Source organism: Roseateles hydrophilus, from assembly GCF_026712245.1.
GTDB lineage: Bacteria > Pseudomonadota > Gammaproteobacteria > Burkholderiales > Burkholderiaceae_C > Pelomonas > Pelomonas hydrophilus.
Window position 1 is genome coordinate 224,494 of sequence record NZ_JAPPUY010000006.1, and the last position, 23,761, is coordinate 248,254.

Annotated in this window: 15 protein-coding genes; 5 read left to right on the forward strand and 10 right to left on the reverse strand. The window is 69.3% G+C overall.

The genetic code is table 11. The annotated features are described in order from the left end of the window. Positions 1-2: 2 nt before the first annotated feature. From NYO99_RS20680 to pseB, 5 genes are all read right to left on the reverse strand, one after another. Complete coding sequence (locus NYO99_RS20680; protein WP_268169194.1) at positions 3-1,331, reverse strand: aminotransferase class III-fold pyridoxal phosphate-dependent enzyme; 1,329 nt, start codon at positions 1,329-1,331, stop codon at positions 3-5. After that, a complete protein-coding gene (locus tag NYO99_RS20685) occupies positions 1,318-2,088 on the reverse strand; it encodes a glycosyltransferase family protein (protein WP_268169195.1) in 771 nt (256 codons plus the stop codon). The genes NYO99_RS20680 and NYO99_RS20685 overlap by 14 nt, the downstream gene beginning before the upstream one ends. A 112-nt stretch (positions 2,089-2,200) precedes the next feature. Further along, on the reverse strand, positions 2,201-3,055 hold the full coding sequence (locus tag NYO99_RS20690; protein WP_268169196.1) for an aldo/keto reductase: 855 nt from the start codon (positions 3,053-3,055) through the stop codon (positions 2,201-2,203). Between the two features lies 1 nt (position 3,056). Next, on the reverse strand, positions 3,057-4,217 hold the full coding sequence (gene pseC / locus NYO99_RS20695) for a UDP-4-amino-4,6-dideoxy-N-acetyl-beta-L-altrosamine transaminase (RefSeq protein WP_268169197.1): 1,161 nt from the start codon (positions 4,215-4,217) through the stop codon (positions 3,057-3,059). Between the two features lies 1 nt (position 4,218). After that, entirely contained in the window at positions 4,219-5,220 is a 1,002-nt protein-coding gene (pseB, locus tag NYO99_RS20700; RefSeq protein WP_268169198.1) for a UDP-N-acetylglucosamine 4,6-dehydratase (inverting), read from the reverse strand. Positions 5,221-5,456: 236 nt separating this feature from the next. Between pseB and NYO99_RS20705 the strand changes: the two genes are divergently transcribed. Continuing rightward, positions 5,457-6,401, forward strand: a complete 945-nt coding sequence (locus tag NYO99_RS20705) for a WxcM-like domain-containing protein (RefSeq protein WP_268169199.1) — start codon at positions 5,457-5,459, stop codon at positions 6,399-6,401. Next, positions 6,394-7,500 (forward strand): DegT/DnrJ/EryC1/StrS family aminotransferase, encoded by a 1,107-nt coding sequence (locus NYO99_RS20710; protein ID WP_268169200.1) that lies wholly within the window; start codon positions 6,394-6,396, stop codon positions 7,498-7,500. Before NYO99_RS20705 ends, NYO99_RS20710 begins: the two co-directional genes overlap by 8 nt. Here NYO99_RS20710 and NYO99_RS21360 read toward each other — a convergent pair. After that, positions 7,497-7,997, reverse strand: coding sequence for an acyltransferase (locus NYO99_RS21360; RefSeq protein WP_326494846.1), 501 nt, complete (start codon positions 7,995-7,997; stop codon positions 7,497-7,499). The genes NYO99_RS20710 and NYO99_RS21360 overlap by 4 nt on opposite strands. A 109-nt stretch (positions 7,998-8,106) precedes the next feature. After that, complete coding sequence (locus NYO99_RS20725) at positions 8,107-17,226, reverse strand: hypothetical protein (RefSeq protein ID WP_268169201.1); 9,120 nt, start codon at positions 17,224-17,226, stop codon at positions 8,107-8,109. 420 nt (positions 17,227-17,646) lie between these two features. On the opposite strand from NYO99_RS20725, the gene NYO99_RS20730 reads away from it, so the two are divergent. The 3 genes from NYO99_RS20730 to NYO99_RS20740 all read left to right on the forward strand — a co-directional run bounded on the left by NYO99_RS20730 (position 17,647) and on the right by NYO99_RS20740 (position 21,577). Next, on the forward strand, positions 17,647-18,603 hold the full coding sequence (locus tag NYO99_RS20730; protein ID WP_268169202.1) for a hypothetical protein: 957 nt from the start codon (positions 17,647-17,649) through the stop codon (positions 18,601-18,603). 11 nt (positions 18,604-18,614) lie between these two features. Continuing rightward, complete coding sequence (locus tag NYO99_RS20735; protein WP_268169203.1) at positions 18,615-20,015, forward strand: methyltransferase domain-containing protein; 1,401 nt, start codon at positions 18,615-18,617, stop codon at positions 20,013-20,015. A gap of 227 nt (positions 20,016-20,242) precedes the next feature. After that, complete coding sequence (locus NYO99_RS20740) at positions 20,243-21,577, forward strand: phospholipase C/P1 nuclease family protein (RefSeq protein WP_268169204.1); 1,335 nt, start codon at positions 20,243-20,245, stop codon at positions 21,575-21,577. Between the two features lie 15 nt (positions 21,578-21,592). Here NYO99_RS20740 and NYO99_RS20745 read toward each other — a convergent pair whose 3' ends face one another. From NYO99_RS20745 to NYO99_RS20755, 3 genes are read right to left on the reverse strand one after another with little or no spacing between them, the layout of a single operon-like run. Beyond that, positions 21,593-22,237 carry a class I SAM-dependent methyltransferase gene (locus tag NYO99_RS20745; RefSeq protein WP_268169205.1) on the reverse strand — a complete coding sequence of 215 codons (645 nt, stop codon included), beginning with the start codon at positions 22,235-22,237 and terminating at the stop codon, positions 21,593-21,595. Positions 22,238-22,255: 18 nt separating this feature from the next. Beyond that, positions 22,256-22,753 (reverse strand): methyltransferase domain-containing protein, encoded by a 498-nt coding sequence (locus NYO99_RS20750; protein ID WP_268169206.1) that lies wholly within the window; start codon positions 22,751-22,753, stop codon positions 22,256-22,258. Positions 22,754-22,780: 27 nt separating this feature from the next. After that, positions 22,781-23,677 (reverse strand): glycosyltransferase family 2 protein, encoded by an 897-nt coding sequence (locus tag NYO99_RS20755; protein WP_268169207.1) that lies wholly within the window; start codon positions 23,675-23,677, stop codon positions 22,781-22,783. Positions 23,678-23,761: the final 84 nt, after the last annotated feature.

Consider the following 23,761-nt stretch of genomic DNA (forward strand, 5'->3'; position numbering starts at 1 on the left):
CGTCACTCCTTGGTCAGGCGCTGGAAGCCGGCGTGGTGCGGCGGCGTCTCCAGCAGGGCGTCGGCGGGCAGCGCGGCCAGCCGTGCGAACACCTCGTCGCAGGCCTGGGCGTAAGCGCTCATCTCGGTGTCGCCGTGGGCCAGCGAGGCCTTGAACTGCCGGAAGCCCAGGAAGCCGCGCTGCAGCATCTCGATGGTGAAGCGGGTGTTCAGGGCCACGGCCTGCGGATGCTGGAAGCCGAAGGCCGCCAGCGTGGGCAGGCCGGACACATTGATGGCCAGGCCGGCCTTGGCGGCCGCGGCGGCCCAGATGGCCTTGGTCTGGTTGCCCAGGGCGATGAGCCGCTCTTCGGCGCGTTCGCGCCGGTACTTGCGCAACGTCGCCAGCGCGGCCGTGGGCCCGACGCGGTCGGTCCAGTTGGTGCTGGAGATGAAGGTGGTCTGCGCGGCCTGCATGACGCGCTCCGTGCCCAGCACGGCGGCCATCGCGTAGCCGTTGGCCATGGACTTGGCGAACACCGCGATGTCGGGATTGATGCCATAGCGGCGGTGGATGCCGCCGGCGCACATGCGGTAGCCGCTGGTGATCTCGTCGAACACGAGCACGGCGCCGATCTCGTCCGCGATCTCGCGCAGCTTGCGCAGGTACTCGCCCGGCGCCTCCTCGCCGCGCGCGGGCTCGATGACGATGGCGGCGATCTGCTTTTCCTTGCCCTTGATCGTGTCGCGCAGCGAATCGATGTCGTTGAAGTGGAAGGGGATGGCTGTGCCGGCCAGGCCGCGCGGCACCCCGTTGGGCTGCAGGCCCGGCATGAGCTGGCCGTCCAGGCCGTCGGTCTCGCCGAGGTTGGCGGCCAGGTACCAGTCGTTCCAGCCGTGGTAGCCGCTGAACAGCACGATGTCGCGTCGGGTCTGCGCGCGCGCGATGCGCACGGCCATGCTCATGGCCTCGCCGCCGCTGCGCGCGTAGCGCACCATGCCGGCCCAGGGATGCAGCTCGATCAGCGCCTCGGCCAGTTCCACTTCCTCGGGGCAGTTCAGCGAGCTGTTGACGCCGCTGCGGATGGCCGTCACAACGGCGTCGTCCACCTCGTCGTCGGCATAGCCGAGGATGCAGGCACCGACGGCCATGATGGACATGTCGATGAACTCGCGGCCGTCCAGGTCCCACACGCGGCAGCCCTTGGCCTTGCTGTAGTAGGACGGCCAGACGTCGGGCGCGAACATCTCGGGCCGCTTGGACAGCAGCTGCGTGCCGCCCGGGATCATTTCCTTGGCGTGGCGGTACAGCGCCGCGCCGCGGCTGTGCTTCAGGTCGTCAAGGCTGAGCATGGTGGTGGAGCTTGTCGGCTTGCAGGGATTTCAGGTAGCCCGCATTGCGGGTGATGTCGGCGTTCAGGCTCATGAGGCCGGGCTCGCGTGCCAGCAGCGCCAGCACGTCGGCCGCGCCGAAGGGCGGGGCGCCGTCGCGGTACAGGCGCGAGAACACGGCCTGCAGGAATTCGTAGTCGCGCGGCTCGTCCAGCGTCCAGCGGTGGTGAGCCAGGCCGGTGAACTTGCGCACGGCGCCGTTCTTGAACCACTCCGGGTGGTGCTCGATGTAGGGGCCGACATGTTCGCGCTCGGACGGCAGCTGCGCCTCGCGGTGCGCGCGGGCGATGGCGCTGGCCGCGAACACGGTGCAGTCCAGCCCGTCGGGGAACTCGCCGGCCAGACCGCAGAAGTCGTAGCCGCCGGTGATGAAGGCGTCCACCACCTCGTCGACGATGGCAGGATCCAGCGCCGGGCAGTCGGCGGTGATGCGCACGATGGCGTCGGCCTGGTGGGCCTGGGCGGCCTGGTGGTAGCGATCCAGCACGTCGTGCAGGCTGCCGCGCCAGCAGGCCACGCCGGCTGCTTTGCACCACGCCTGGATGGCGTCGTCGCTGGCGTCGGTGGACGTGGCCACGACGACCGCGTTCACGCGGCGGGCATGCCGAACCCGCTCCACCACGTGGGCCAGCACGGGCCGGCCGGCCAGCGGCATCAGCACCTTGCCGGGCAAGCGCGTGGAACTCATGCGGGCCTGGATGATGGCAACGACGTTCATGGCAGACACACAGTGGCGGGAAGGCCAGTATGTCCGCGCTCGCCAGGGCAGGCGCCGGGATTTGACGGCGAAAGCTCGCCGTTTTGCTGCGATGCAGCGCCGTACGGGTGGATCAGCCCGCTGGCCAGCGGCGCGGGTCCCAGGCGTCGGGCTCGGGGCTGGCCACTTCGGGCCAGTGCAGCGGCCGGCTGCGGGCCCAGGCGCCGGCAATCTCCTGGAACTGGGCGACGGTCTCCACACCGACGACGCAGGCCGCCACGCCGGGCAGGCCTTGCGCCACACCGAGTGCCGCCTCCACCGGCGCGAGGCCGGCGGCATCGCAGTGCTGGCGCCAGCGGGCCAGCGCGGGGGCGGCGGCGGGAACGCGCTGGGCGCCGCGCTCGGGCGCTAGCAGCAGGCCCTGCAGGAAGGCCGAGCGCAGGTGCAGCTCAATGCCGCTGAAGTCGTGACCCGCGGTCAGGCGCTGGTCCAGCGCGTTGCCGGGCAGCTGGGCCAGCTCGACATCCAGCCGTTGGCGCAGCCGCTGCAGTTCCTCGGGCGCGTAGCCGGATACGCCCAGTTTCAGCGGCCGCCCGGCCTGGCGCAGCGCTGCGCGGGCCGCGGCCCACAGCGCATCGCCGCCTTCGGCCTCCAGGTCGGCGACGCTGTGGAAGAGCAGGCCATCCAGCCGGTCACCCAGGCGGGCGATGGAGCGCTGCACGCTGGCCCGCACCGCGTCCGCGCGCTCGGCGGCCGGGATGGCACCCAGCGGCGCGATCTTGCTGATGATGCGAAACGGGTGCGGCCCGCACAGCGCGGCCAGCCGCGCCTCGATGTCGCCGTAGGCGGCAGCCGTGTCCAGGCAGCGCACGCCGGCCTGCCAGGCGGCGTCCAGGATGGCGGCGGCCGTGTCGGGCGCCACCATGTGGCCGCTGCCCACGGCGCCATAGGCCAGGCCGAACTGGACGGTGCCGAGTGCGAGCTGCATGTCAGCCGGCCAGCAGTTCGCGCAGGGCGGCGACGACGCGATCCTGGTCGGCGTCGGTCATGGCCGGGAACAGCGGCAGCGAGATGGTGCGGGCGTAGTAGTCCTCGGCCGCCGGAAAGTCGCCCCGCTTGAAGCCCAGCGCCTGGTAGTAGGGCTGGGTGTGGATGGGGATGTAGTGCACCTGCACGCCGATGCCGCGCGCGCGCAGGCCTTCGAACACGGCCAGGCGGCGTGTCGCGTCGTGCAGCTCGACGGCGTAGAGATGCCAGGCCGATTGCGCGCCGTCGCGCCGCGGCGGCAGGGTCAGTGGCAGCTCGCGCAGGATGCGGTCGTAGCGCTGAGCCAGCGCCTCGCGGCGGGCCTGCATGTCGGGCAGGCGGCGCAGCTGCGAGCGGCCGAGCGCGGCCTGCAGCTCGGTCATGCGGTAGTTGTAGCCCAGCGTCTGCTGCTCGTAGCGCCACGGGCCGTCTGCCGGGGTGAGCATCTGGGCGGGGTCACGCACCATGCCGTGCGAGCGCAGCCGGTCCATCGTGCGGGCCAGCGCCGCGTTGCGGGTGCAGACCATGCCGCCCTCGGCCGTGGTCACCACCTTGACGGCGTGGAAGCTGAACACGCTGATGTCGGCCCAGTCCGAGCCCATGGGCCGACCGTGCAGCGTGGCGCCGGTGGCATGGGAGCCGTCCTGCAGCAGCTGGAAGCCGTAGCTATCCGCCAGCGCACGCAGCGCCGGCCAGTCGCAGGGCAGGCCGGCGAAGTCGACCGGGATGACGACCTGCGGCAGCGTGCCAGCGGCAGCGGCGGCCTCCAGCTTGGCGGCGAGGCCGGCCGTGCTGATCTGGCGCGTGGCGGGGTCGATGTCGACGAAGTCCACCTCGGCGCCGCAGTAGCGCGCGCAGTTGGCGGAGGCGAGGAAGCTGTTGGTGCAGGTCCAGACCCGGCTGCCCGGGCCCACGCCCAGCGCCAGGCAGGCGATGTGCAGCGCCTGCGTCGCGTTGCCGACCGCCAGCGCATGCGGCAGCTGGTGGACGGCGGCGAACTCGGCCTCGAAGGCCGGCAACTGCTGGCCCTGGGTCAGGAAGTCCGAGCGCAGCACGGCCGTGACGGCGGCGATGTCGTCGTCATCGATGTGCTGGCGGCTGTAGGGCAGGGGGCGCAGGCTCATGTCAGAGGCGCGCTTCGGGCATGTGCGTGCGGATCAGCTCGCGCAGCTGCTCCACGCTGAGGAACTCGCTGTTGCTGCCGCTGTCGTAGGCAAAGCCGGCGGGCACGCGGCTGGCGCGGGTGGTGCGGCAGTAGTCGTCGATATCGCTGCCGGCGGGCAGGATGGCGTAGTAGTCGCCCAGGTCCACGGTCTGGTAGCTGTCACCGGCGGTGATCATTTCCTCGTGGATTTTCTCGCCGGGGCGCACGCCGACGATCTCCTGGCGGCACTCCGGCGCCACGGCCTGTGCGACGTCGGTGATGCGGTAGGACGGGATCTTGGGCACGAAGATCTCGCCGCCCTGCGCGTGCTGCAGCGCCCACAGCACCATCTCCACGCCGTCCTGCAGCGAGATGTTGAAGCGGGTCATCTGCGGGTCGGTGATCGGCAGCACGCCGCTGCCGCGCTTGTCCAGGAAGAAGGGGATGACCGAGCCGCGGCTGCCCATCACGTTGCCGTAGCGCACCACCGAGTAGCGCGTCGGGCGCGAGCCGCGGATGTTGTTGGCCGCGATGAACAGCTTGTCCGAGCACAGCTTGGTGGCGCCGTACAGGTTGATGGGTGCGGCGGCCTTGTCGGTGGACAGCGCCACGACGCGCTCCACCTCGTTGTCCATGCAGCCCTCGATGAGGTTCTGCGCCCCGAGGATGTTGGTCTTGATGCACTCGAAGGGGTTGTACTCGGCGGCCGGCACCTGCTTGAGCGCGGCGGCGTGGATGACGATGTCCACACCTTCCAGCGCGCGGCGCACGCGCGGCGCGTCGCGCACATCGCCGAGGAAGTAACGGATGGCAGGGTAGGCGCGTTCGCCAAAGCGCTGCGACATCTCGAATTGCTTGAGCTCGTCGCGCGAGAACACCACGACACGGCGCACGTCCGGGTAGCGCTGGAACACCGTGTCGACAAAGGCCTTGCCGAACGAGCCTGTGGCGCCAGTGATGAGGATGGACTTGCCGTTGAGCATGGTGACGGGCCTGACGAGGTTGCGTGGCGGAACCGGGAGGTCCGGCGACGAAAGGGCGAAAGCTTGCAAAAGCCACTGTCCCAGGACTTGAGGGTGCAAATCCGGTGAAAAGCGGCCGGCGGACGATGCATTTTGCGGCCGCCGCGCACCACCTCCGGGTGCAAGGCCTGACCAGCCAGGGGAAGCCCGGCGATCTCCGCGCTTCGGTCAGCGTCATGACCTGTTAGCGTGCCGGCATGACGACAGATGCTCCCTTCATCCACGCCCAGGCCCTGGTGGAGAGCCCGCACATCGGCGCGGGCAGCCGCGTCTGGGCATTCGCCCACATCCTGCCTGGCGCCCGCATCGGGCGCGACGCCAACATCTGCGACCACGTCTTCATCGAGAACGCGGTGCAGCTCGGCGACCGGGTGACGGTCAAGTGCGGCGTGCAGCTGTGGGATGGCGTGCAGGTGGACGATGACGTCTTCATCGGTCCCAACGTCACCTTCTCCAACGACCCCTTCCCGCGCAGCAAGCAGCGCCCCGAGCAGCCGCTGCGGACCTGGGTGCGCAAGGGCGCGAGCATCGGCGCCAACGCCACCATCCGGCCGGGGCTGACGATAGGCGCGGGCGCCATGGTGCAGGACGGCGCCGTCGTGACGCGCGATGTGCCGCCCCATGCCATCGTGGCCGGCAATCCGGCGCACGTGGTGGGCTATGTGGACACCGGCACCCGGCCTGCCGAGCCGGCCCGGCGCGTGAACGCCGATGACCTGACGCTGCAGGTGCCCGGCGCGGCGCTGGTGAAGCTGCCCAAGGTCATCGACATGCGTGGCTCGCTGACAGTCGGCCAGGTGGACGCGCAGCTGCCCTTTGTGCCGCAGCGCTTCTTCCTCGTCTACGACGTGCCCAGCCGCGAGGTGCGGGGCGAGCATGCGCACAAGGCCTGTCACCAGTTCCTGGTCTGTGTGAAGGGCAGTCTCAGCGTGGTGCTGGACGACGGCGAGCACCGCGACGAGGTGCTGCTGGACAGCCCGCTGCTGGGCTTGCACATTCCGCCCATGGTCTGGGGCATCCAGTACCGCTTCAGCGCCGATGCGGTGCTGCTGGTGCTGGCCTCGGACCCCTACGACCCGGCCGACTACATCCGCAGCTACGACGACTACCTCGCCGCCGTCGCCGCTCACGGCCATGGCTGACGCGCCCATCCCCTTCCTGGACCTGCAGCCGGTCTACCGCGCGGCGCAAGCCGCCATCGACGCGGCGCTGCTGCGCGTGGCCGGCAGCGGCTGGTTCCTGCTGGGCGAGGAGCTCAAGGCGTTTGAGCGCGCGTATGCCGCAAGCGTTGGCACGGCCGATTGCGCGGGTGTGGCCAACGGGCTGGATGCGCTGGCGCTGGCGCTGGAGGCACTGGGCGTGGGGCCGGGCGACGAGGTCATCGTGCCGTCCAACACCTACATCGCGACCTGGCTGGCCGTCAGCCAGTGTGGCGCGACGCCGGTGCCGGTGGAGCCTGATCCGCACACCTACAACCTCGACCCGGCGCGCCTTGCCGCCGCCATCACGCCGCGCACCAAGGCCTTGCTGCCGGTGCACCTGTACGGCCTGCCGGCCGACATGGACGCCATCAACGCGGTGGCCGTGCGGCACGGCCTGAAGGTGCTGGACGACTGCGCCCAGGCGCATGCAGCCGTCTACCAGGGCCGCGCGGTGGGCAGCCTGGCGGATTTGTCGGCCTGGAGCTTCTACCCCGGCAAGAACCTTGGCGCGATGGGCGACGGCGGCGGCATCACCGGTGACGACGCCGCGCTGATGGCGCAGGTGCGCATGCTGCGCAACTACGGCTCCCAGGTGAAGTACCACAACGAGGTCAAGGGCCGGAACTCGCGGCTGGACGAGATCCAGGCCGCCGTGCTGGCGGCCAAGCTGCCGCTGCTGCAGGCCCAGACCGAGGAGCGCCGCCGACTCGCCGCGATGCTGCTGGACGGCCTGCACGGCGCGCCGCTGCAGCTGCCCGTGGTGCCGGCCGGGCTGGCGCCGGCCTGGCACCTGTTCGTCGTGCAACACGAGGCGCGCGACCGGCTGCAGGCCGAGTTGGCGAAGCAGGGCATTGGCACGCTGATCCACTACCCGGTGCCGCCGCATCGGCAGCCGGCCTACGCGGAGCTGGGCTACGGTGACGGTGATTTCCCGATCAGCGAGGCCATGCACCGCCGCGTGCTGAGCCTGCCGCTGTGGCCGGGCATGACGGATGAGCAGGTGGCGCGGGTGATCCGCGCGGTGCGCGCGGCCGCCTAGTCGGGTGCCTCGTCGCGCGGCGGCACCGGTCCGCGGGAGCGTGCCGGGTTGCCCACCCACAGCTCGCCCGCGGGCACGTCCCTGGTGACCACGCTGCCGGCGCCGATCAGCGCGCCGGCACCGATGCGCACGCCGCCCAGGATGGTGGCATTCGCGCCGATGGATGCGCCGCGCTCGATGACCGTCTGCTGAAACGCCGCCGGGCGCTGGCGCGAGCGCGGCACGCGGTCGTTCGTGAAGGTGGCGTTGGGGCCGATGAACACGTCGTCCTCGACGCGCAGGCCGTCCCACAGCTGCACGCCGGACTTCAGCGTCACGCGGTCGCCCACGACGACATCGTTCTCCACCAGCACCTGGGCGTTGATGTTGCAGTCGGCGCCGATGCGGGCGCCGGGCAGGATGACGCAGAACTGCCAGACGCGGGTGCGCGGCCCGAGATGCGGGCTCTGCACGTCGGCCAGCGGGTGGATCTGGGGGGCGTCGGGATCGTGGCTCATGGCTGATGGGGCGGTGTGCGTTCGCATCATCGGGCAGGCCGAGGGTTGCCGTGACAAGAAAGAAGGGCGCCCATGTGGGCGCCCTCCGGGCCGGGTCAGCGAGCGCTGATCAGATCAGCGGCGGCTGCCGGTTCAGCTCGTCCTCGTCCTGCGGCCGCGGCTTGACGAGCAGCGGCTCGACCTGCGGGACGGGGCTGGTGACCAGCGTGTCCGTCGGCGTGTCGCCCGGCAGCGTCAGCTCGCTGGGCGCGGCCAGCACATCGCTGAGCTGCAGCTGCACCGTGGTCGCATCGCTCGTCACCGGCCCGCTGGTGCTGCTGCCGGCGCTGGCGTCTCGGGTGAACCACACGTCCGCCATCTCGTGGGTGGCCCCGTCGGTGGTCTGGTAGCTGCCCACCAAGCCGATCAGGTTGCCGTTGTCCAGCGCCGTGGAGGTCTGCGACTGCAGGCTCAGGCTGGCGATGCCCAGGTCGGCCAGCGACTTCAGCTCGCCGCTGTCGGTGACGCCGTCGGTGTCGGCGTCCACCCAGATCTGCAGTTGGCTGTAGTTGATGTCGCTGGCGTCGAGCTTGCCGTCCTGGTTGCCGTCCAGCGCGGCCATCGCGGCGTAGCCATCCTTGGCGCGGCTGCCGTCGGCCAGCACAGTGCCTTCGCCGAACAGCTCCTTGCCGTCGTTGATGACGCCGTCGCCGTTGATGTCACGCACCAGCAGGCCGTCGCCGCCGCCCACCCAGCCCCACTGTTGCCAGACGCCGCGTCCCAGCAGGTCGTAGCTGACGCCCTCGGCCGCCGCGACCGTTTCGACGCCGTCGCCGTCCAGGTCCAGGATGATGGGCGAGACCTGCGCGGGAATCAGCGCATTGAGCTGTTCGCTGGTCATGGCTTGCACAGCCTCGCTGGTGAACGCTCCGGCCTGGGCCATGGACAGCTGGCCGAGGTCGGCCGCATCCAGGCCGACCACCTGCTCGCTGGTGATGGCGTGCAGCTGTTCGGTGCTCAGCGCGGTGACCTGCGCGGAATTCAGCGCCTTCAGGTCCTCGCTGGCCAGGGCAACGATGTGCTCGGTACCCAGGCCACGCAGAGCCGAGGTGCTGAACGACGCGATGTCCACGCTGTCGAAGGCAGCGATCTCGGAGGTTTGCAGCGCACTCAGCTGGTCCGACATCAGCGAGTTCAGCTGGGCCGTGCTCATGGCGGTCAGCTGGGCCGACTCGAAGCCGGCGAACTGCTCGCTGGTCAGGCTGCGCAGCTGCAGCGTGCTGAACGCCGAGATGTCAGCCGTTTCGAACACGCGGATCTGCGCGGTCTCCAGCCCATCGAGCTGCTGCGTCGTGAAGGACGCGATCTGTGCGCTGCCCAGGGCCACGATCTGGTCGGTGCCGAAGGCGCCGATCTCGTCCGAGCCCAGGCCGCGCAGGGCTGCCGTGGTCAGGTTGGCAATGTCCTGGGTTTCCAGTGCAGCGATCTGCTCAGTGCTCATCACCTCCATCTGGGCCGAGCTCAGCACCTTGAACTGGTCGGTCGTCAGCGCGCGCAGGTCCGCCGTTTCCATGCCGGCCACCTGGGTGGTCGTGAGGTTGGCCACCTGGTTGGTCGTCATGGACGCGATCTGATCCGTGCCCAGCGCGTTGAACTGTTCGGTGCTCAGCGCGCGGATCTGGGCCGTGGTCAGGGCACGCAGGTCGTCGGTTTCCAGCGCTGCCGCCTGTTCGGTGCTCAGGCCACGCAGCTGTTGCGTGGTCAGCGACTGGATCTGGGCCGTGCCGAACGCGCGGATCTGGTCGGAGCCGAAGGCATCGATGGTCTCGGAAGCCAGCCCGCGCAGCGCAGCCGTGGTGAGCACGGCCAGGTCGGCGGTCTCGATGGCCACCAGCTGTTCGCTGGTCAGCGCACCGACCTGGGCCGAGCTCAGCACCTTGAACTGGTCGGTGGTCAGCGCACGCAGGTCGGCCGTCTCCAGGTCAGAGACCTGGGCCGTCGTCAGGTTGGCGATCTGGCCGGTGGTCATCGCGGCGAACTGGTCGGTGCCCAGCGCGTTGAGCTGCTCGGTGCCCAGCGAGCGGATCTGCGCGGTGGTCATGGCGCGCAGGTCGTCGGTTTCCAGCGCGGCCATCTGCTCAGTGCTGATGCCCTTGAGCTGCTGCGTCGTCAGCGACTGGACCTGCGCCGTGCCGAGCGCGCGGATCTGGTCGGAGCCGAAGGCGTCGATGGTCTCGGACGTGAGGCCTTGCAGGGCGGCCGTGGTCAGCACGGCGAGGTCGGCCGTCTCGATGGCGGCCAGCTGCTCGCTGGTCAGCGCGCCCACCTGGGCGGAGCTGAGCACCTTGAACTGGTCAGTGGTCAGCGCGCGCAGGTCCGATGTCTCCAGGTCGGACACCTGGGCCGTCGTCAGGTTGGCCACTTGCACGGTGGTCAGCGACGCGAACTGGTCGGTGCCCAGCGCGTTGAGTTGTTCGCTGGACAGCGCACGCAGCTGCGTGGTCGTCAGCGCGCGCAGGTCGTCGGTCTCCAGCGCAGCGGTCTGCTCGGAGCTCAGGCCCTTGAGCTGCTGCGTGGTCAGCGACTGGATCTGGGCCGTGCCGAAGGCGCGGATCTGGTCGGAGCCGAAGGCGTCGATGGTCTCGGAGGCCAGGCCGCGCAGTGCGGCGGTGGTCAGCACGGCCAGATCGGCGGTCTCGATGGCGGCCAGCTGCTCGCTGGTCAGCGCGCCCACCTGGGCGGAACTGAGCACCTTGAACTGGTCGGTGGTCAGCGCACGCAGGTCAGCGGTCTCCAGCTTGGCGACCTGGGCCGTTGTCAGGTTGGACACCTGCACCGTGGTCATGGACGCGAACTGATCCGTGCCCAGCGCGTTGAGCTGCTCGGTGGCCAGGGCACGCAGTTGCGTGGTGGTCAGCGCGCGCAGGTCGTCGGTCTCCAGCGCGGCCATCTGCTCGGTGCTCAGGCCCTTGAGCTGCTGCGTGGTCAGCGACTGGACCTGCGCCGTGCCGAGCGCGCGGATCTGGTCGGAGCCGAAGGCGTCGATGTTCTCCGACGTGAGGCCACGCAGCGCCGCGGTGGTCAGCACAGCCAGGTCGGCGGTCTCGATGGCGGCCAGCTGTTCGCTGGTCATCGCCGCGGTCTGGGCGGAGCTGAGGGCCTTGAACTGGTCGGTCGTCAGCGCGCGCAGGTCGGATGTTTCCATCGCGGCGACCTGGCCGGTCGTCAGGTTGGCCACCTGCACCGTCGTCATCGCGGCGAACTGGTCGGTGCCCAGCGCGTTGAGCTGCTCGGTGGCCAGGGCACGCAGTTGCGTGGTGGTCAGCGCGCGCAGGTCGTCGGTCTCCAGCGCGGCCATCTGCTCGGTGCTGATGCCCTTGAGCTGCTGCGTTGTCAGCGACTGGATCTGCGCCGTGCCCAGCGCACGGATCTGGTCGGAGCCGAAAGCGTCGATGGTCTCGGACGCGATGCCGCGCAGCGCCGCGGTGGTCAGCACGGCGAGGTCGGCCGTCTCGATGGCGGCGAGCTGTTCGCTGGTCATGGCCGCCATCTGCGCGGAGCTGAGGGCCTTGAACTGGTCGGTCGTCAGCGCGCGCAGGTCGGCCGTCTCCAGGTCAGAGACCTGGGCCGTCGTCAGGTTGGCCACCTGGGCGGTGGTCATGGCCGCGAACTGGTCGGTGCCCAGGGCGTTGAGCTGTTCGCTGGACAGCACGCGGATCTGCGCGGTGGTCAGCGCGCGCAGGTCGTCGGTTTCCAGCGCAGCCACCTGCTCGGAGCTCAGGCCCTTGAGCTGTTGGGTGGTCAGCGACTGGATCTGGGCGGTGCCGAAGGCACGGATCTGGTCGGAGCCGAAGGCATCAATGTTCTCCGACGTCAGGCCCCGCAGCGCCGCGGTGGTCAGCACCGACAGATCGACGGTCTCGATCGCGGCCAGCTGTTCGCTGGACAACGCGCCCACCTGGGCGGAGCTCAGCACCTTGAAGTGATCGCTGCTCAGTGCACGCAGATCGGCCGTCTCCAGCTTGCCGACCTGAGTCGTCGTCAGGTTGGCAACCTGGCCAGTCGTCAGCGACGCGATCTGGTCGGTGCCCAGCGCATTGAGCTGCTCGGTCGACAGGCTGCGCAGCTGCGCCGTGGTCAGCGCGCGCAGGTCGTCGGTCTCCAGGGCCGCCATCTGCTCGGTGCTCAGGCCGCGCAGCTGCTGCGTGGTCAGCGACTGGATCTGCGCGGTGCCCAGCGCCTGGATCTGGTCGGAGCCGAAGGCGTCGATGGTCTCGGACGCAATACCGCGCAGCGCGGCCGTCGTCAGCACGGCCAGGTCGGCGGTCTCGATGGCGGCCAGCTGCTCGCTGGTCATCGCCGCCATCTGGGCGGAGCTGAGCGCCTTGAACTGGTCGGTGGTCAGCGCGCGCAGGTCGGTGGTCTCCAGGTCAGAGACCTGGGCCGTCGTCAGATTGGCCACCTGCACAGTGGTCAGTGACGCGAACTGGTCGGTGCCCAGCGCATTGAGTTGCTCGCTGGACAGCGCACGGATCTGCGTGGTGGTCAGCGCGCGCAGGTCGTCGGTCTCCATCGCCGCCATCTGCTCAGAGCTGAGGCCCTTGAGCTGCTGGGTGGTGAGCGACTGGATCTGCGCCGTGCCCAGTGCGCGGATCTGGTCAGAGCCGAAGGCGTCGATGGTCTCGGACGCGATGCCGCGCAGCGCGGCGGTCGTCATCACCGCGAGGTCTGCGGTTTCGATGGCGGCCAGCTGCTCGCTGGCCAGGGCGCCCACCTGGGCCGAGCTCAGCGCCTTGAACTGGTCGGTGCTCAGCGCGCGCAGGTCGGACGTCTCCAGCTTGCCGACCTGGGCCGTGGTCAGGTTGGCCACCTGGCCGGTGGTCAGCGACGCGAACTGGTCGGTGCCCAGCGCGTTGAGCTGCTCGCTGCTCAGCCCGCGCAGTTGCGCGGTCGTCAGCGCACGCAGGTCATCCGTCTCCATCGCGGCCATCTGCTCGGTGCTGATGCCCTTGAGTTGCTGCGTCGTCAGTGACTGGATCTGGGCCGTGCCCAGCGCGCGGATCTGGTCGGAGCCGAAGGCGTCGATGTTCTCGGACGTGATGCCGCGCAGCGCGGCCGTCGTCAGCACCGCCAGGTCGGCGGTCTCGATGGCAGCCAGCTGCTCGCTGGTCATCGCCGCCATCTGCGCCGAGCTGAAGGACTTGAACTGGTCGGTCGTCAGCGCGCGCAGGTCGGCCGTCTCCATCGCGGCCACCTGGGCCGTCGTCAGGCTGCTGATCTGGGCCGTGGTGGGCGTGGCGAACTGCTCGGTGGTCAGCGCGTTGAGCTGATCGGTGGCCAGGCCGCGGACCTGGCTGGTGCTGAGCGCACGCAGGTCATCCGTCTCCATGGCCGCCATCTGCTCGGTGGAGAGGCCCTTGATCTGCTGGGTCGTGAGCGATTGGATTTGCCCCGTGCTCAGCGCACGGATCTGGTCGGAGCCGAAGGCGTCGATGCTCTCGGACGCGATGCCGCGCAGCGCCGCGGTGGTCATCACCGCGAGGTCGGCGGTCTCGATGGCCGCCAGCTGTTCGCTGGCCAGCGCGCCCACCTGGGCGGAACTCAGCACCTTGAACTGGTCGGTGCTGAGCGCGCGCAGGTCGGACGTCTCCAGCTTGCCGACCTGGGTCGTCGTCAGGTTGGCCACCTGGCCGGTGGTCAGCGACGAGAACTGGTCGGTGCCCAGCGCGTTGAGTTGGTCGGTGGACAGGCTGCGCAGCTGTGCGGTGGTCAGCGCACGCAGGTCGTCCGTCTCCATCGCGGCCATCTGCTCGGTGCTGAGGCCCTTGAGTTGCTGCGTGGTCAGCGACTGGATCTGGGCCGTGCCGAACGCGCGGATCTGGTCAGACCCGAAGGCGTCGATGTTCTCCGACGCGATGCCGCGCAGCGCGGCGGTGGTCAGCACCGCGAGGTCAGCGGTCTCGATGGCGGCCAGCTGCTCGCTGGTCATCGCGGCCAGCTGTGCCGAGCTGAAGGACTTGAACTGGTCGGTCGTCAGCGCACGCAGGTCGGCCGTTTCCAGCGCGGCCACCTGGGCCGTGGTCAGGCTGCTGATCTGGATGGTGGTGGGCGTGGCGAACTGCTCGGTGGTCAGCGCGTTGAGCTGATCGGTCGCCAGGCCGCGGACCTGGGTCGTGCTCAGGGCGCGCAGATCCTCGGACTCCATCGCGGCCATCTGCTCGGTCGAGAGGCCCTTGATCTGTTGCGTGGTGAGTGCCTGGATCTGGGCCGTGCCCAGCGCACGGATCTGGTCGGAGCCGAAGGCGTCGATGGTCTCGGACGTGATGCCGCGCAGCGCGGCCGTGGTCAGCACGGCGAGGTCGGCGGTCTCGATGGCGGCGAGCTGCTCACTGGTCATCACCGCCGTCTGGGCGGAGCTGAGCGCCTTGAACTGGTCGGTGGTCAGCGCGCGCAGGTCGGCTGTTTCGAGGTCGGAGACCTGGGCTGTCGTCAGGTTGGCCACCTGCGCCGTGGTGAGCGAGGCGAACTGGTCGGTGCCGAGTGCATTGAGCTGTTCGGTGCTCAATGCGCGGATCTGCGCGGTCGTCATGGCGCGCAGGTCGTCTGTTTCCAGCGCGGCCATCTGCTCGGTAGAGAGGCCCTTGAGCTGCTGGGTCGTCAGTGCCTGGATCTGGGCCGTGCCGAGCGCGCGGATCTGGTCGGAGCCGAAGGCGTCGATGGTCTCCGAGGTGAGGCCGCGCAGCGCCGCCGTGGTCAGCACGGCGAGGTCAGCCGTCTCGATGGCGGCCAGCTGCTCGCTGGTCATCGCGCCCACCTGCGAAGAACTCAGAACCTTGAACTGGTCGGTCGTCAGCGCGCGCAGATCGGCGGTTTCCATGCCGGCGACCTGGGCCGTGGTCAGGTTGGCCACCTGGCCCGTGGTCATGGCGGCGATCTGGTCGGTGCCCAGCGCGTTCAGCTGCTCGCTGCCCAGCGCACGGATCTGCGCCGTGGTGAGCGCGCGCAGGTCGTCGGTCTCCAGCGCAGCCATCTGCTCGGTGGCCAGGCCCTTGAGTTGCTGCGTCGTCAGCGACTGGACCTGGGCCGTGCCCAGGGCGCGGATCTGGTCAGAGCCGAACGCGTCGATGCTCTCGGAGGCGATGCCGCGCAGCGCGGCGGTCGACATCGCCGCGAGGTCGGCAGTTTCGATGGCGGCCAGCTGCTCGCTGGTCATGGCGCCCACCTGGGCCGAGCTCAGCACCTTGAACTGGTCGCTGCTGAGCGCGCGCAGGTCGGACGTCTCCAGCTTGGCGACTTGGGCCGTCGTCAGGTTGGCCACCTGGCCGGTGGTCAGCGATGCGAACTGGTCGGTGCCCAGCGCGTTGAGCTGTTCGGTGGACAGGGCGCGGATCTGCGCCGTGGTCATGGCACGCAGGTCGTCCGTCTCGAGCGCGGCCATCTGCTCGGTGCTCAGGCCACGCAACTGCTGGGTGGTGAGCGCCAGGATCTGGGACGTGCCGAGCGCGCGGATCTGATCGGAGCCGAAGGCGTCGATGGTTTCCGACGCGATGCCGCGCAGGGCGGCCGTGGTCATCACGGCCAGGTCAGCGGTTTCGATCGCGGCCAGCTGCTCGCTGGTCATCGCGCCCACCTGCGACGAGCTCAGAGCCTTGAACTGATCGGTGGTCAGCGCGCGCAGGTCGGCCGTTTCCATGCCGGCCACCTGGGCCGTGGTCAGGTTGGCGACCTGGCCTGTGGTCATCGCAGCGATCTGGTCGGTGCCCAGCGCGTTCAGCTGCTCGCTGCCCAGCGCACGGATCTGTGCCGTGGTGAGCGCGCGCAGGTCGTCGGTCTCCAGCGCGGCCATCTGCTCGGTGGCCAGGCCCTTGAGTTGCTGCGTCGTCAGCGACTGGATCTGGGCCGTGCCGAGCGCGCGGATCTGGTCAGACCCGAAGGCGTCGATGCTCTCCGACGCGATGCCACGCAGGGCGGCCGTGGTCATCACGGCCAGGTCGGCGGTCTCGATGGCGGCCAGCTGCTCGCTGGCCATGGCGGCCATCTGGGCGGAGCTGAGTGCCTTGAACTGGTCGGTCGTCAGCGCGCGCAGGTCGGCCGTTTCCAGGTCAGACACCTGGGCGGTGGTCAGGTTGGCCACCTGGCCCGTGGTCATCGCGGCGAACTGGTCGGTGCCCAGCGCGTTGAGCTGCTCGCTGCCCAGCGCACGGATCTGCGCCGTGGTCAGCGCGCGCAGGTCGTCGGTCTCCAGGGCCGCCATCTGCTCGGTGGCCAGGCCCTTGAGTTGCTGCGTGGTCAGCGACTGGATCTGGGCCGTGCCCAGCGCGCGGATCTGGTCGGAGCCGAAGGCGTCGATGGTCTCGGAAGCCAGGCCGCGCAGCGCGGCAGTCGTCATCACGGCGAGGTCAGCCGTTTCGATGGCGGCGAGTTGCTCGCTCGTCATCGCGCCCACTTGGGCCGAGCTCAGCACCTTGAACTGATCGGTGCTCAGCGCCCGCAGGTCCGCCGTCTCGAGCTTGGCAAGCTGGCCGGTCGTCAGGTTGGCGACCTGACCGGTCGTCAGCGCGGCGAATTGATCCGTGCCCAGCGCGTTGAGCTGGTCGGTGGACAACCCGCGCAGCTGGGCCGTCGTCAGCGCGCGCAGGTCGTCGGTCTCCATGGCCGCCATCTGCTCGGTGCTCAGGCCGCGCAGCTGCTGCGTGGTCAGCGACTGGATCTGGGCCGTGCCGAGAGCGCGGATCTGGTCGGACCCGAAGGCGTCAATCGTCTCGGACGCCAGGCCGCGCAGGGCGGCCGTGCTCAATGCGTTGAGGTCGGCGGTCTCGATGGCCGCCAGCTGTTCAGAGGCGAGCGCGGCGATCTGGCGCGAAGTGATCACGCGGAAGGCGTCGGAGGTCAGCGCGCGCAGATCCGCCGTCTCGATGGCGGCGAACTGCTGGGTGCTGAGGCTGCTGACCTGGGTCGTTGTCAGCGCCGCCATCTGCTCCGTGACCAGGGACTTCACGTCCTCCGACACCATGCCCTGCAGTGCCGCCGTCGTCAGCCGGGAGATGTCTTCCGTCTCGAAGAACGCAAACTGTTCCGAGCTCAGCGACCGGATCGCGAAACTGGACAGCGTGGACACCTGCGCAGTGGTCAGGGCCCGGATCTGGTTGGACTCGAAGGCCGCCCAATCTTCCGAGTTCAACTCGCGCAGAGTCGCCGAGGTCAGGCCAGAGATCTGTTCGCTGGTGAGGCTGCTGATGATGGACGACATGTTCTCTCTACCTCAGGTTGGCGCGGCTGGGCGTGCTGACGGATCGGGCCTGTGCCGATGTCCGCGCCGTCCGCTGCTCTTGAACGAGCAGCTGGCGACGCGCGGGATTACACCGGGGCAGTGTGAAGAAGGCATAACCTGAACGGGTTTTCGGCAGACCGGCTGGCATCTTTAACTTGTGGACGAACACGGAACAGCCCGCCCCTCGGGGTGGCGCGCTTGTACCGTCGGAGTTCGGCCATGTCTCGCCAGATGGCTGCACGGAAATCCTTCAGACGTTAATTTGTCAATGGAATGCTAGGACTCTTCCATATCGGCATTGATCTGAACAGCTTGAGCTTAGTTGTCCTGTTTTTCGCTATCGGCTGGCCCGTTAGGCGCTCCAATCGCGTCGCCAAAGGGATAACTTGAGCATCCTCCATGCACGTCACGACGCTGATCCCGGCCTACAAAACCAAATACCTCATCGAGCTCATGACGGGCTTGATCACGCAGACGCATGCGCCAAGCCGGGTCATCGTGTCAGACGACAGCCCGGCGGGTGAGTTCGGTGCGTTGCTGCGCTCGCCCGCCATGGCGCTGGCCATGCAGAAGCTGCCCATCGAGATTCACACCGGGCCGCGGGCGGGGGCGTATGAGAATTTCAAACATCTCATCAAGTTGTGGGACGGCAGCACCGAGTTCTGTCACCTGCTGCTGGATGACGACCTGCTCTATCCGGACTTCTACATGCGCCACATGATGGTGCACGCCACCGGGCGACACCCCTGCAGCATCAGCGCGCGCTGGAACACCAACGAGCGCGGGCAGCCGGTGGAGGGCATGCCTATCCCCAAGGCGGTGTGGCTGTCCAACGACCGCAGCCTGCTGCTGGATGCGACCGTGCTGTTCGTCACCACGGTGCCGGACTGCCAGAACTGGCTGGGCGAGTTCTCCAACTGTGTGATGCGCAAGGAGGTGGCCGACTTGCTGCACGAGCCCTCGTTCGGCGGGGTTTCCTATGCCGGACTGTGGGACTTGGGCATCTTTCTGGCAGCCAGCCTGATCAATCCCGTCGTCTACATCCAGGACAGGCTGGGCGGCTTCCGGGCGGGCGGGGAAGGGCACTCAGCCCAGATGCTGGGCAAGCACATGAAGGCGGCCCACCTGGCCTACGCCGCGCTGGCGCTGGGGGCGTCGCGCATTGGCCGGCTGGGCGCTGACCAGGCGCGTCGCACTTACGCCGGCCTGCTGGCGCCGCTGCAGCAGCGCTACGGCCAGGAGGGCGACGTGGCGCCCTTCATCGACGTCCTGCGCCGGCTCAGCCAGGGCGATGCGGCGGCCGAAGGCGAGTTCCTCGCGCACTGGCAGGTCTTCCTGGCCAGCCACAAGTTCTGAGGAGTGCCGTGATGGACGCCCGCCAGATTCCCATCGTCGTCGTCTCGTACAACAGCCCGGCACTGATCGAGCAGCTGCTGGCGTCGCTGCGGCGCTTCTATCCCAACCCCGTGCACGTCGTGGACGGCTCCGGCGACGAGCATGTGCCCGCCATCCGCGCGGCGGTCGCGCCCTTCGACGGCGTCAGCCTGCACGTGCAGGGCTACAACATCCACCACGGGCCCGGCATGGCCTGGGCGGTGGAGCACCTGCCGCTGGGGCCGGTGGCGCTGTTCCTGGACAGTGACATCGTCGTGCTGCGCGACGGCTTCATCGAGGCCTTGCTGGCGGAGCTGCAGCCGCAGCACTACGGCGTGGGCGGTGTGGCCTACGTCAACCGCGAGGGCTTCGACATTCCCTACGCCTACGGCGCCGTGCCTTACCTGCACCCGCCCTGCATGCTGTGCAACATCGAGGTGATGAAGCGCTGGCCGCTGCCCATCAAGCATGGCGCCCCGATGGTGGCGCCCATGCTGGCGCTGCATGACGCCGGGCAGTCCGGCCTGCTGCGCCATCTGGACTGGACGCTCAACGACGTGACGCCCGGCACGGCCAAGGTCTACATCGATCATGTCGGTCGCGGCACGGTCCTCAACACCCAGGGCTATCACCTGGATGAATGGATGGCCGAGGTGCGGGCCCGCCAGGCAGGGGCGCCACCGGCGCCCGAGGTTGCGGCAGCGCCGCCGCCCGCCGCGCCGGCCGCGCTGGAGCCGCCGGGGTTCAACCCCACGGTGCTGGCGCTCATTCCGTCGGGCGCGCGTCGCATCGTGGAGGTGGGCTGCAGCACCGGCGGCCTGGCGCAGGCGCTCAAGGCGCAGCGGCCCGATGTGCATTTCATTGGTCTGGAGCTGGACGCAAAGGCCGCCGAGCTGGCCCGCCAGCGTTGCGACGAGGTGCTGCAGCTGGACATCGAAAGCGCCGGCCCCGAGTTCTTCGCCCGCCTCCAAGGCCAGGACTGCTGGGTGTTCGGCGACGTGCTGGAACACCTGCGCGACCCCTGGCGCGTGCTGGCCGAGGTGGCTCGCGTGCTGGCACCTGGCGGCTGCGTGGTGGCCAGCGTGCCCAATGCCCAGCACTGGAGCGTACAGGCGCGGCTCAACATGGGCTTCTTCCAATATGAGGCCACCGGCATGATGGACCGCACGCACCTGCGCTGGTTCACCCGCCAGACGCTGTTGCAGCTGTTCGACGGCGCCGGCCTGCAGGTGGACCGTTGCCAGCCCTGCATGGTGGTGGAGCCGCCCATGCGTGAGCGCGCGCTGGCCGGCGTGCGGCAGATGGCGACGGCGCTGGGGCGCGACCCGGAAGAGGCTGCGCGCGACGCCATGCCCTTCCAGTACGCGCTGCGCGCCCAGCGCCGTGCCGACTGAGCGTTTCTCTGGCGCGCGAAGCCGGCCTTGCGTGATGGCGGCTTCTGCGCCCAGGCGTGCGCCGGTAGTCTGCGCAGCAGCAAAACTTGCGCGTGCCGCGCTGGGCTGACCGGCCCGTGGCACACCGGAAGGCGGGGTGGCCACAAGCGGCTTCGCGGGTTCGGTCGCAAGGCTTTGCCTGGCCGATCAGCCCTCAGAATGGCCGCCTTCGCCGCGACTGCCGACCGATGCGCCACGCCCTGCTGATCCTTGCCTTGCCCCTGCTGCCCACGCTGGCGTTCGCCTGGGGCAACCACAGCCCGATGTGCTACCGGGCCTTCGAGCGCATGCCCGAGGTTGCCCAGGCGCAGCCGGTGCGGGCAGAGCCGCTGGTGGATTTCCTGCGAGTGCAGGAGCCGGCCATCGCACAGCTGCTGGACGCCCAGGAGGCCTGGGCACTTGAACACCTGCCGGGCCATGCGCCGCGCCCCGAGGCCTTGCGCTTCGTGCCCGACCCCGCCCGCAGCGACGACGATCGGCGCGCCGCCTTCCTGCGCGCGGTGCGGCTGTCATCGGACAGCCGGCTGACGCTGTACCTGCAGGAAGACCCGCGCCAGCCCGAGCCGCAGCGGCCGCCGCTGAGTGCGGCCACCGTCAGTGCCGTGCCCAACAGCAAGGGGGCGACGCAGCGCTTCGTTGCGCTGCAGCCTGGGGAGCCCGTCGCGCCGCTGGCCGTGCTGGCCTCGGCCTGCGACGAGCCCGACTACGGTCACGACCTGAACCTGTTTGACGACAACCCGGGCAGCCCGGCTGCGCCGTCCTACGGCTTTGGCCGGCAGCCCTTTGGCAACCCGTCCGTGGCCATCGGCTCGCAGGCGCCGTTCCACATGGGCTTTTTTCATCAGGGCGCGGTGTTCAACACGCTGGCGCCCAGCTTTGCGCGCACCTTCACCGAGTTGCGCGTGCAGCAGTACGGCGGCCTGGCCGTGCTGGCCTGGCAGACCGGCCATGCCTACTGGGGCTGGCGTTTCGCGGGGCTGGCGCTGCACCACGTGCAGGACCTGACGCAGCCCTATCACGCCAGCGCCGCGCCCGGGGCCAGCCTGCCGTACATGATGTGGGTCAACCTCAAGGCCCAGCTGGGCGCGCCCGCCGACCGGCAGGGCTTGGTCGTGTTGCAGAGCAACCGGCACTTCGTGCTGGAGCAGTTCCAGACCCGCTGGATCATGGCCGCTGCCCGCCGGCAGCAGGACGGCCCGCTGGAGCAGGCGCTGCGTGATGGGCTGCTGGACGGGCACTACCCGCCGTGGAGCCCGGCCTATGTGCGCGCGGTGGTGGCGGCCGAGGCGCATGCGGCCGGGCCAGTGACGGATGCCGCCGTGGTGGTCGGCGCGCCGGCGAAATTTGTCTCCGACCCCAATTTCGACTTTGCGGCCAACGAGGAGCAGCTGGGGCCGGAGCTGGCGCGCGACATGCAAGGCCAGCGCGATGCGCTGCAGCAGCAGGTCGCGACGCTGCTGGGCCGCTTCGGCGCGCACAGCCGCAACGCCTTGCGCGGGCTGTTGCGCCAGGCCGGGCCGTGAGCCCGGCCCAGGGGATCAGCCGCGGCCGATGGTCGGTGCGGCCTTGAATGGGATGGTGCCGCGCTCGAACACGATGACGCTGTCGTAGAACGAGATGCCGAAGGTGTGGCGGGCGAAGAAGTCGGATTCGATCTGGCCGCGCGAGTGGTCGGCGTTGAGCTTGTCCACCAGCGATTTGCTGACGTTGACGAAGGAGTCCGGCTGGTCCAGCCCGCCGCCGTACTCGGGCCAGTAGCAGGTGTGCAGGTCTTCCGCGATGTACAGGCCGTTCTTGGCGATGCGCGGGTACAGGAACTCGAAGGACTTCAACAGGTGCTGCATGCGGTGGCTGCCGTCGTCGATGACGATGTCGAAGGTGCCGAACTCGTCGATCAGCGACTGCAGGAACTTCGGGTCGGACTGATCGCCGATGCGCACGTGGATGCCCGGCTCCTCATGCTGCTTGCACTCCGGGTTGATGTCGATGCCGACGATGGTGGCCATGGGGCCGAGGAAGCGCTGCCACATCTGCAGCGAGCCGCCCTTGAACACGCCGATCTCCAGCACCGTGATGGTCCGGTTGCGGAACGGCGCCAGGTGCCGTTCGTAGATCGGGAAGTAGTGCACCCACTTGTGGATCAGCTTCTGGTCGTTGGTCTTGAAGTCTTGCCAGAGGTTCATGCGGCGTCTTCCTGGTGGTCAAGGGGTGAGGGGGCGGCGCAGCTCGGAGAACAGCACGTGGGCGCGCTGCTCCTGCTTCACCATGTCGAAACGGCCCTGGAAGCCGTAGATGCGCGCGGTCGGGTCGGGCCCGGCGAAGTACATCGGGAAGGTCTCGGCCGTGATGATGTTGACGTGCGTCGGGTCCTGCCAGGCCTGTGGGTGCGGGAAGCTGGGCGTGGCCGACAGGAACACGCCACCGGGCTTGAGCTTGCGGTGGATCTCGCTCATCAGGCGCACGAACGGGAAGATCGTGCGGCCGTCCACGTACAGCACGCGCGGCATGTGCTCGATGAAGTGGAAGGCGGTGATGAAGTCGAACTCCTCGTCCGGGCCGGGGATGGGCTGGACGAACAGGTCGGCCGAGCGGATGCGCGGGTTGTCGAGCTGGCGGATGTCCAGCCCGTACACCTCGTCGGCGTTGTAGGGGTTCTGCGGGTTGGGGCCGCAGCCGAGATCCAGCGTGGTGGTGGGCATCGGGTCGGGGTGCTCAGGGGTGGCGGGTCAGGCGGCTGGCGCCAGGAACTGTCGGGCGCCATCGAGGAAGTAGGGCAGCAGGTCAGGCCGTTCCTCGGACAGGCCGTTGCCCAGCGTGCGGAACAGCTGTTGGCGGTGGAACTCGTGGATCTGCGCCCGCGCCTGCTGGAAGGCGTCGGCCGGGCTCAGCGCGCGCAGCGCACCGATGTAGCTGTCGAAGAAGGTGAACTGCTGCCAGCGCGCCGCCAGCGTGCTGTAGCCGGCAATGCCCGAGGGCAGGTTGTGGCCGGTGCGCACCGGCTCGGCCGGGTGGTACAGACAGGGCGCGCCCAGCAGCAGCAGCGCCAGGCTGAAGCAGGCCTGCGGGTAGACGTTGTCGCGCCGGTTGGCCACGGGCTCGATCAGCGGCAGCAGGCGCTGGGCCCAGGCGCGGTTCAGCGTGACGCCGGGCAGATGGTTGCAGCAGTTGCGGTAGTCGTGCGGCGCGATGGGGCCGACGGCCTCGCGGCCCCGGTACAGGCTGCCGTCCGCGTGGCGGAACACCGGTGTCACCCATGCGGGCGGGGTCTGTGCCTCGGCCAGGTCCAGCGCGAGGCGCAGCACCTCGTCGGCCTGCAGCCAGTCGTCGTCGGTGCTCACCAGCAGGTAGTCGCCCGGGCAGTGGCGGATCAGGTGGAAGAAGTTGCCGCAAAAGCCGGCCCGCTGCTCGTTCTTCATGACCCGCAGCCAGTCACCGCTCCGGGCGCAGGGCAGGGCGCGCACAGCCTCGAATGCGCCGTCCGGCGAGTCATCGTCGATGACCAGCACGTTGATGCGCTCGCGGTGTGCCGGCGTGCAGGCTGCGTCCAGGCGCGACAGCACCTCGAGCAACGCGTCCTTGCGGTTGTAGCTCGGGATGCCGATGGTGATGCGCGGGGGCGTCATGGGTGCAGTCATCCTAGGGCCTGGCCTGGCCCGGCATCATGCGAACAAGCGCCTTGGGGCCGGTCAGTTGTGCGCGGTCGCTGC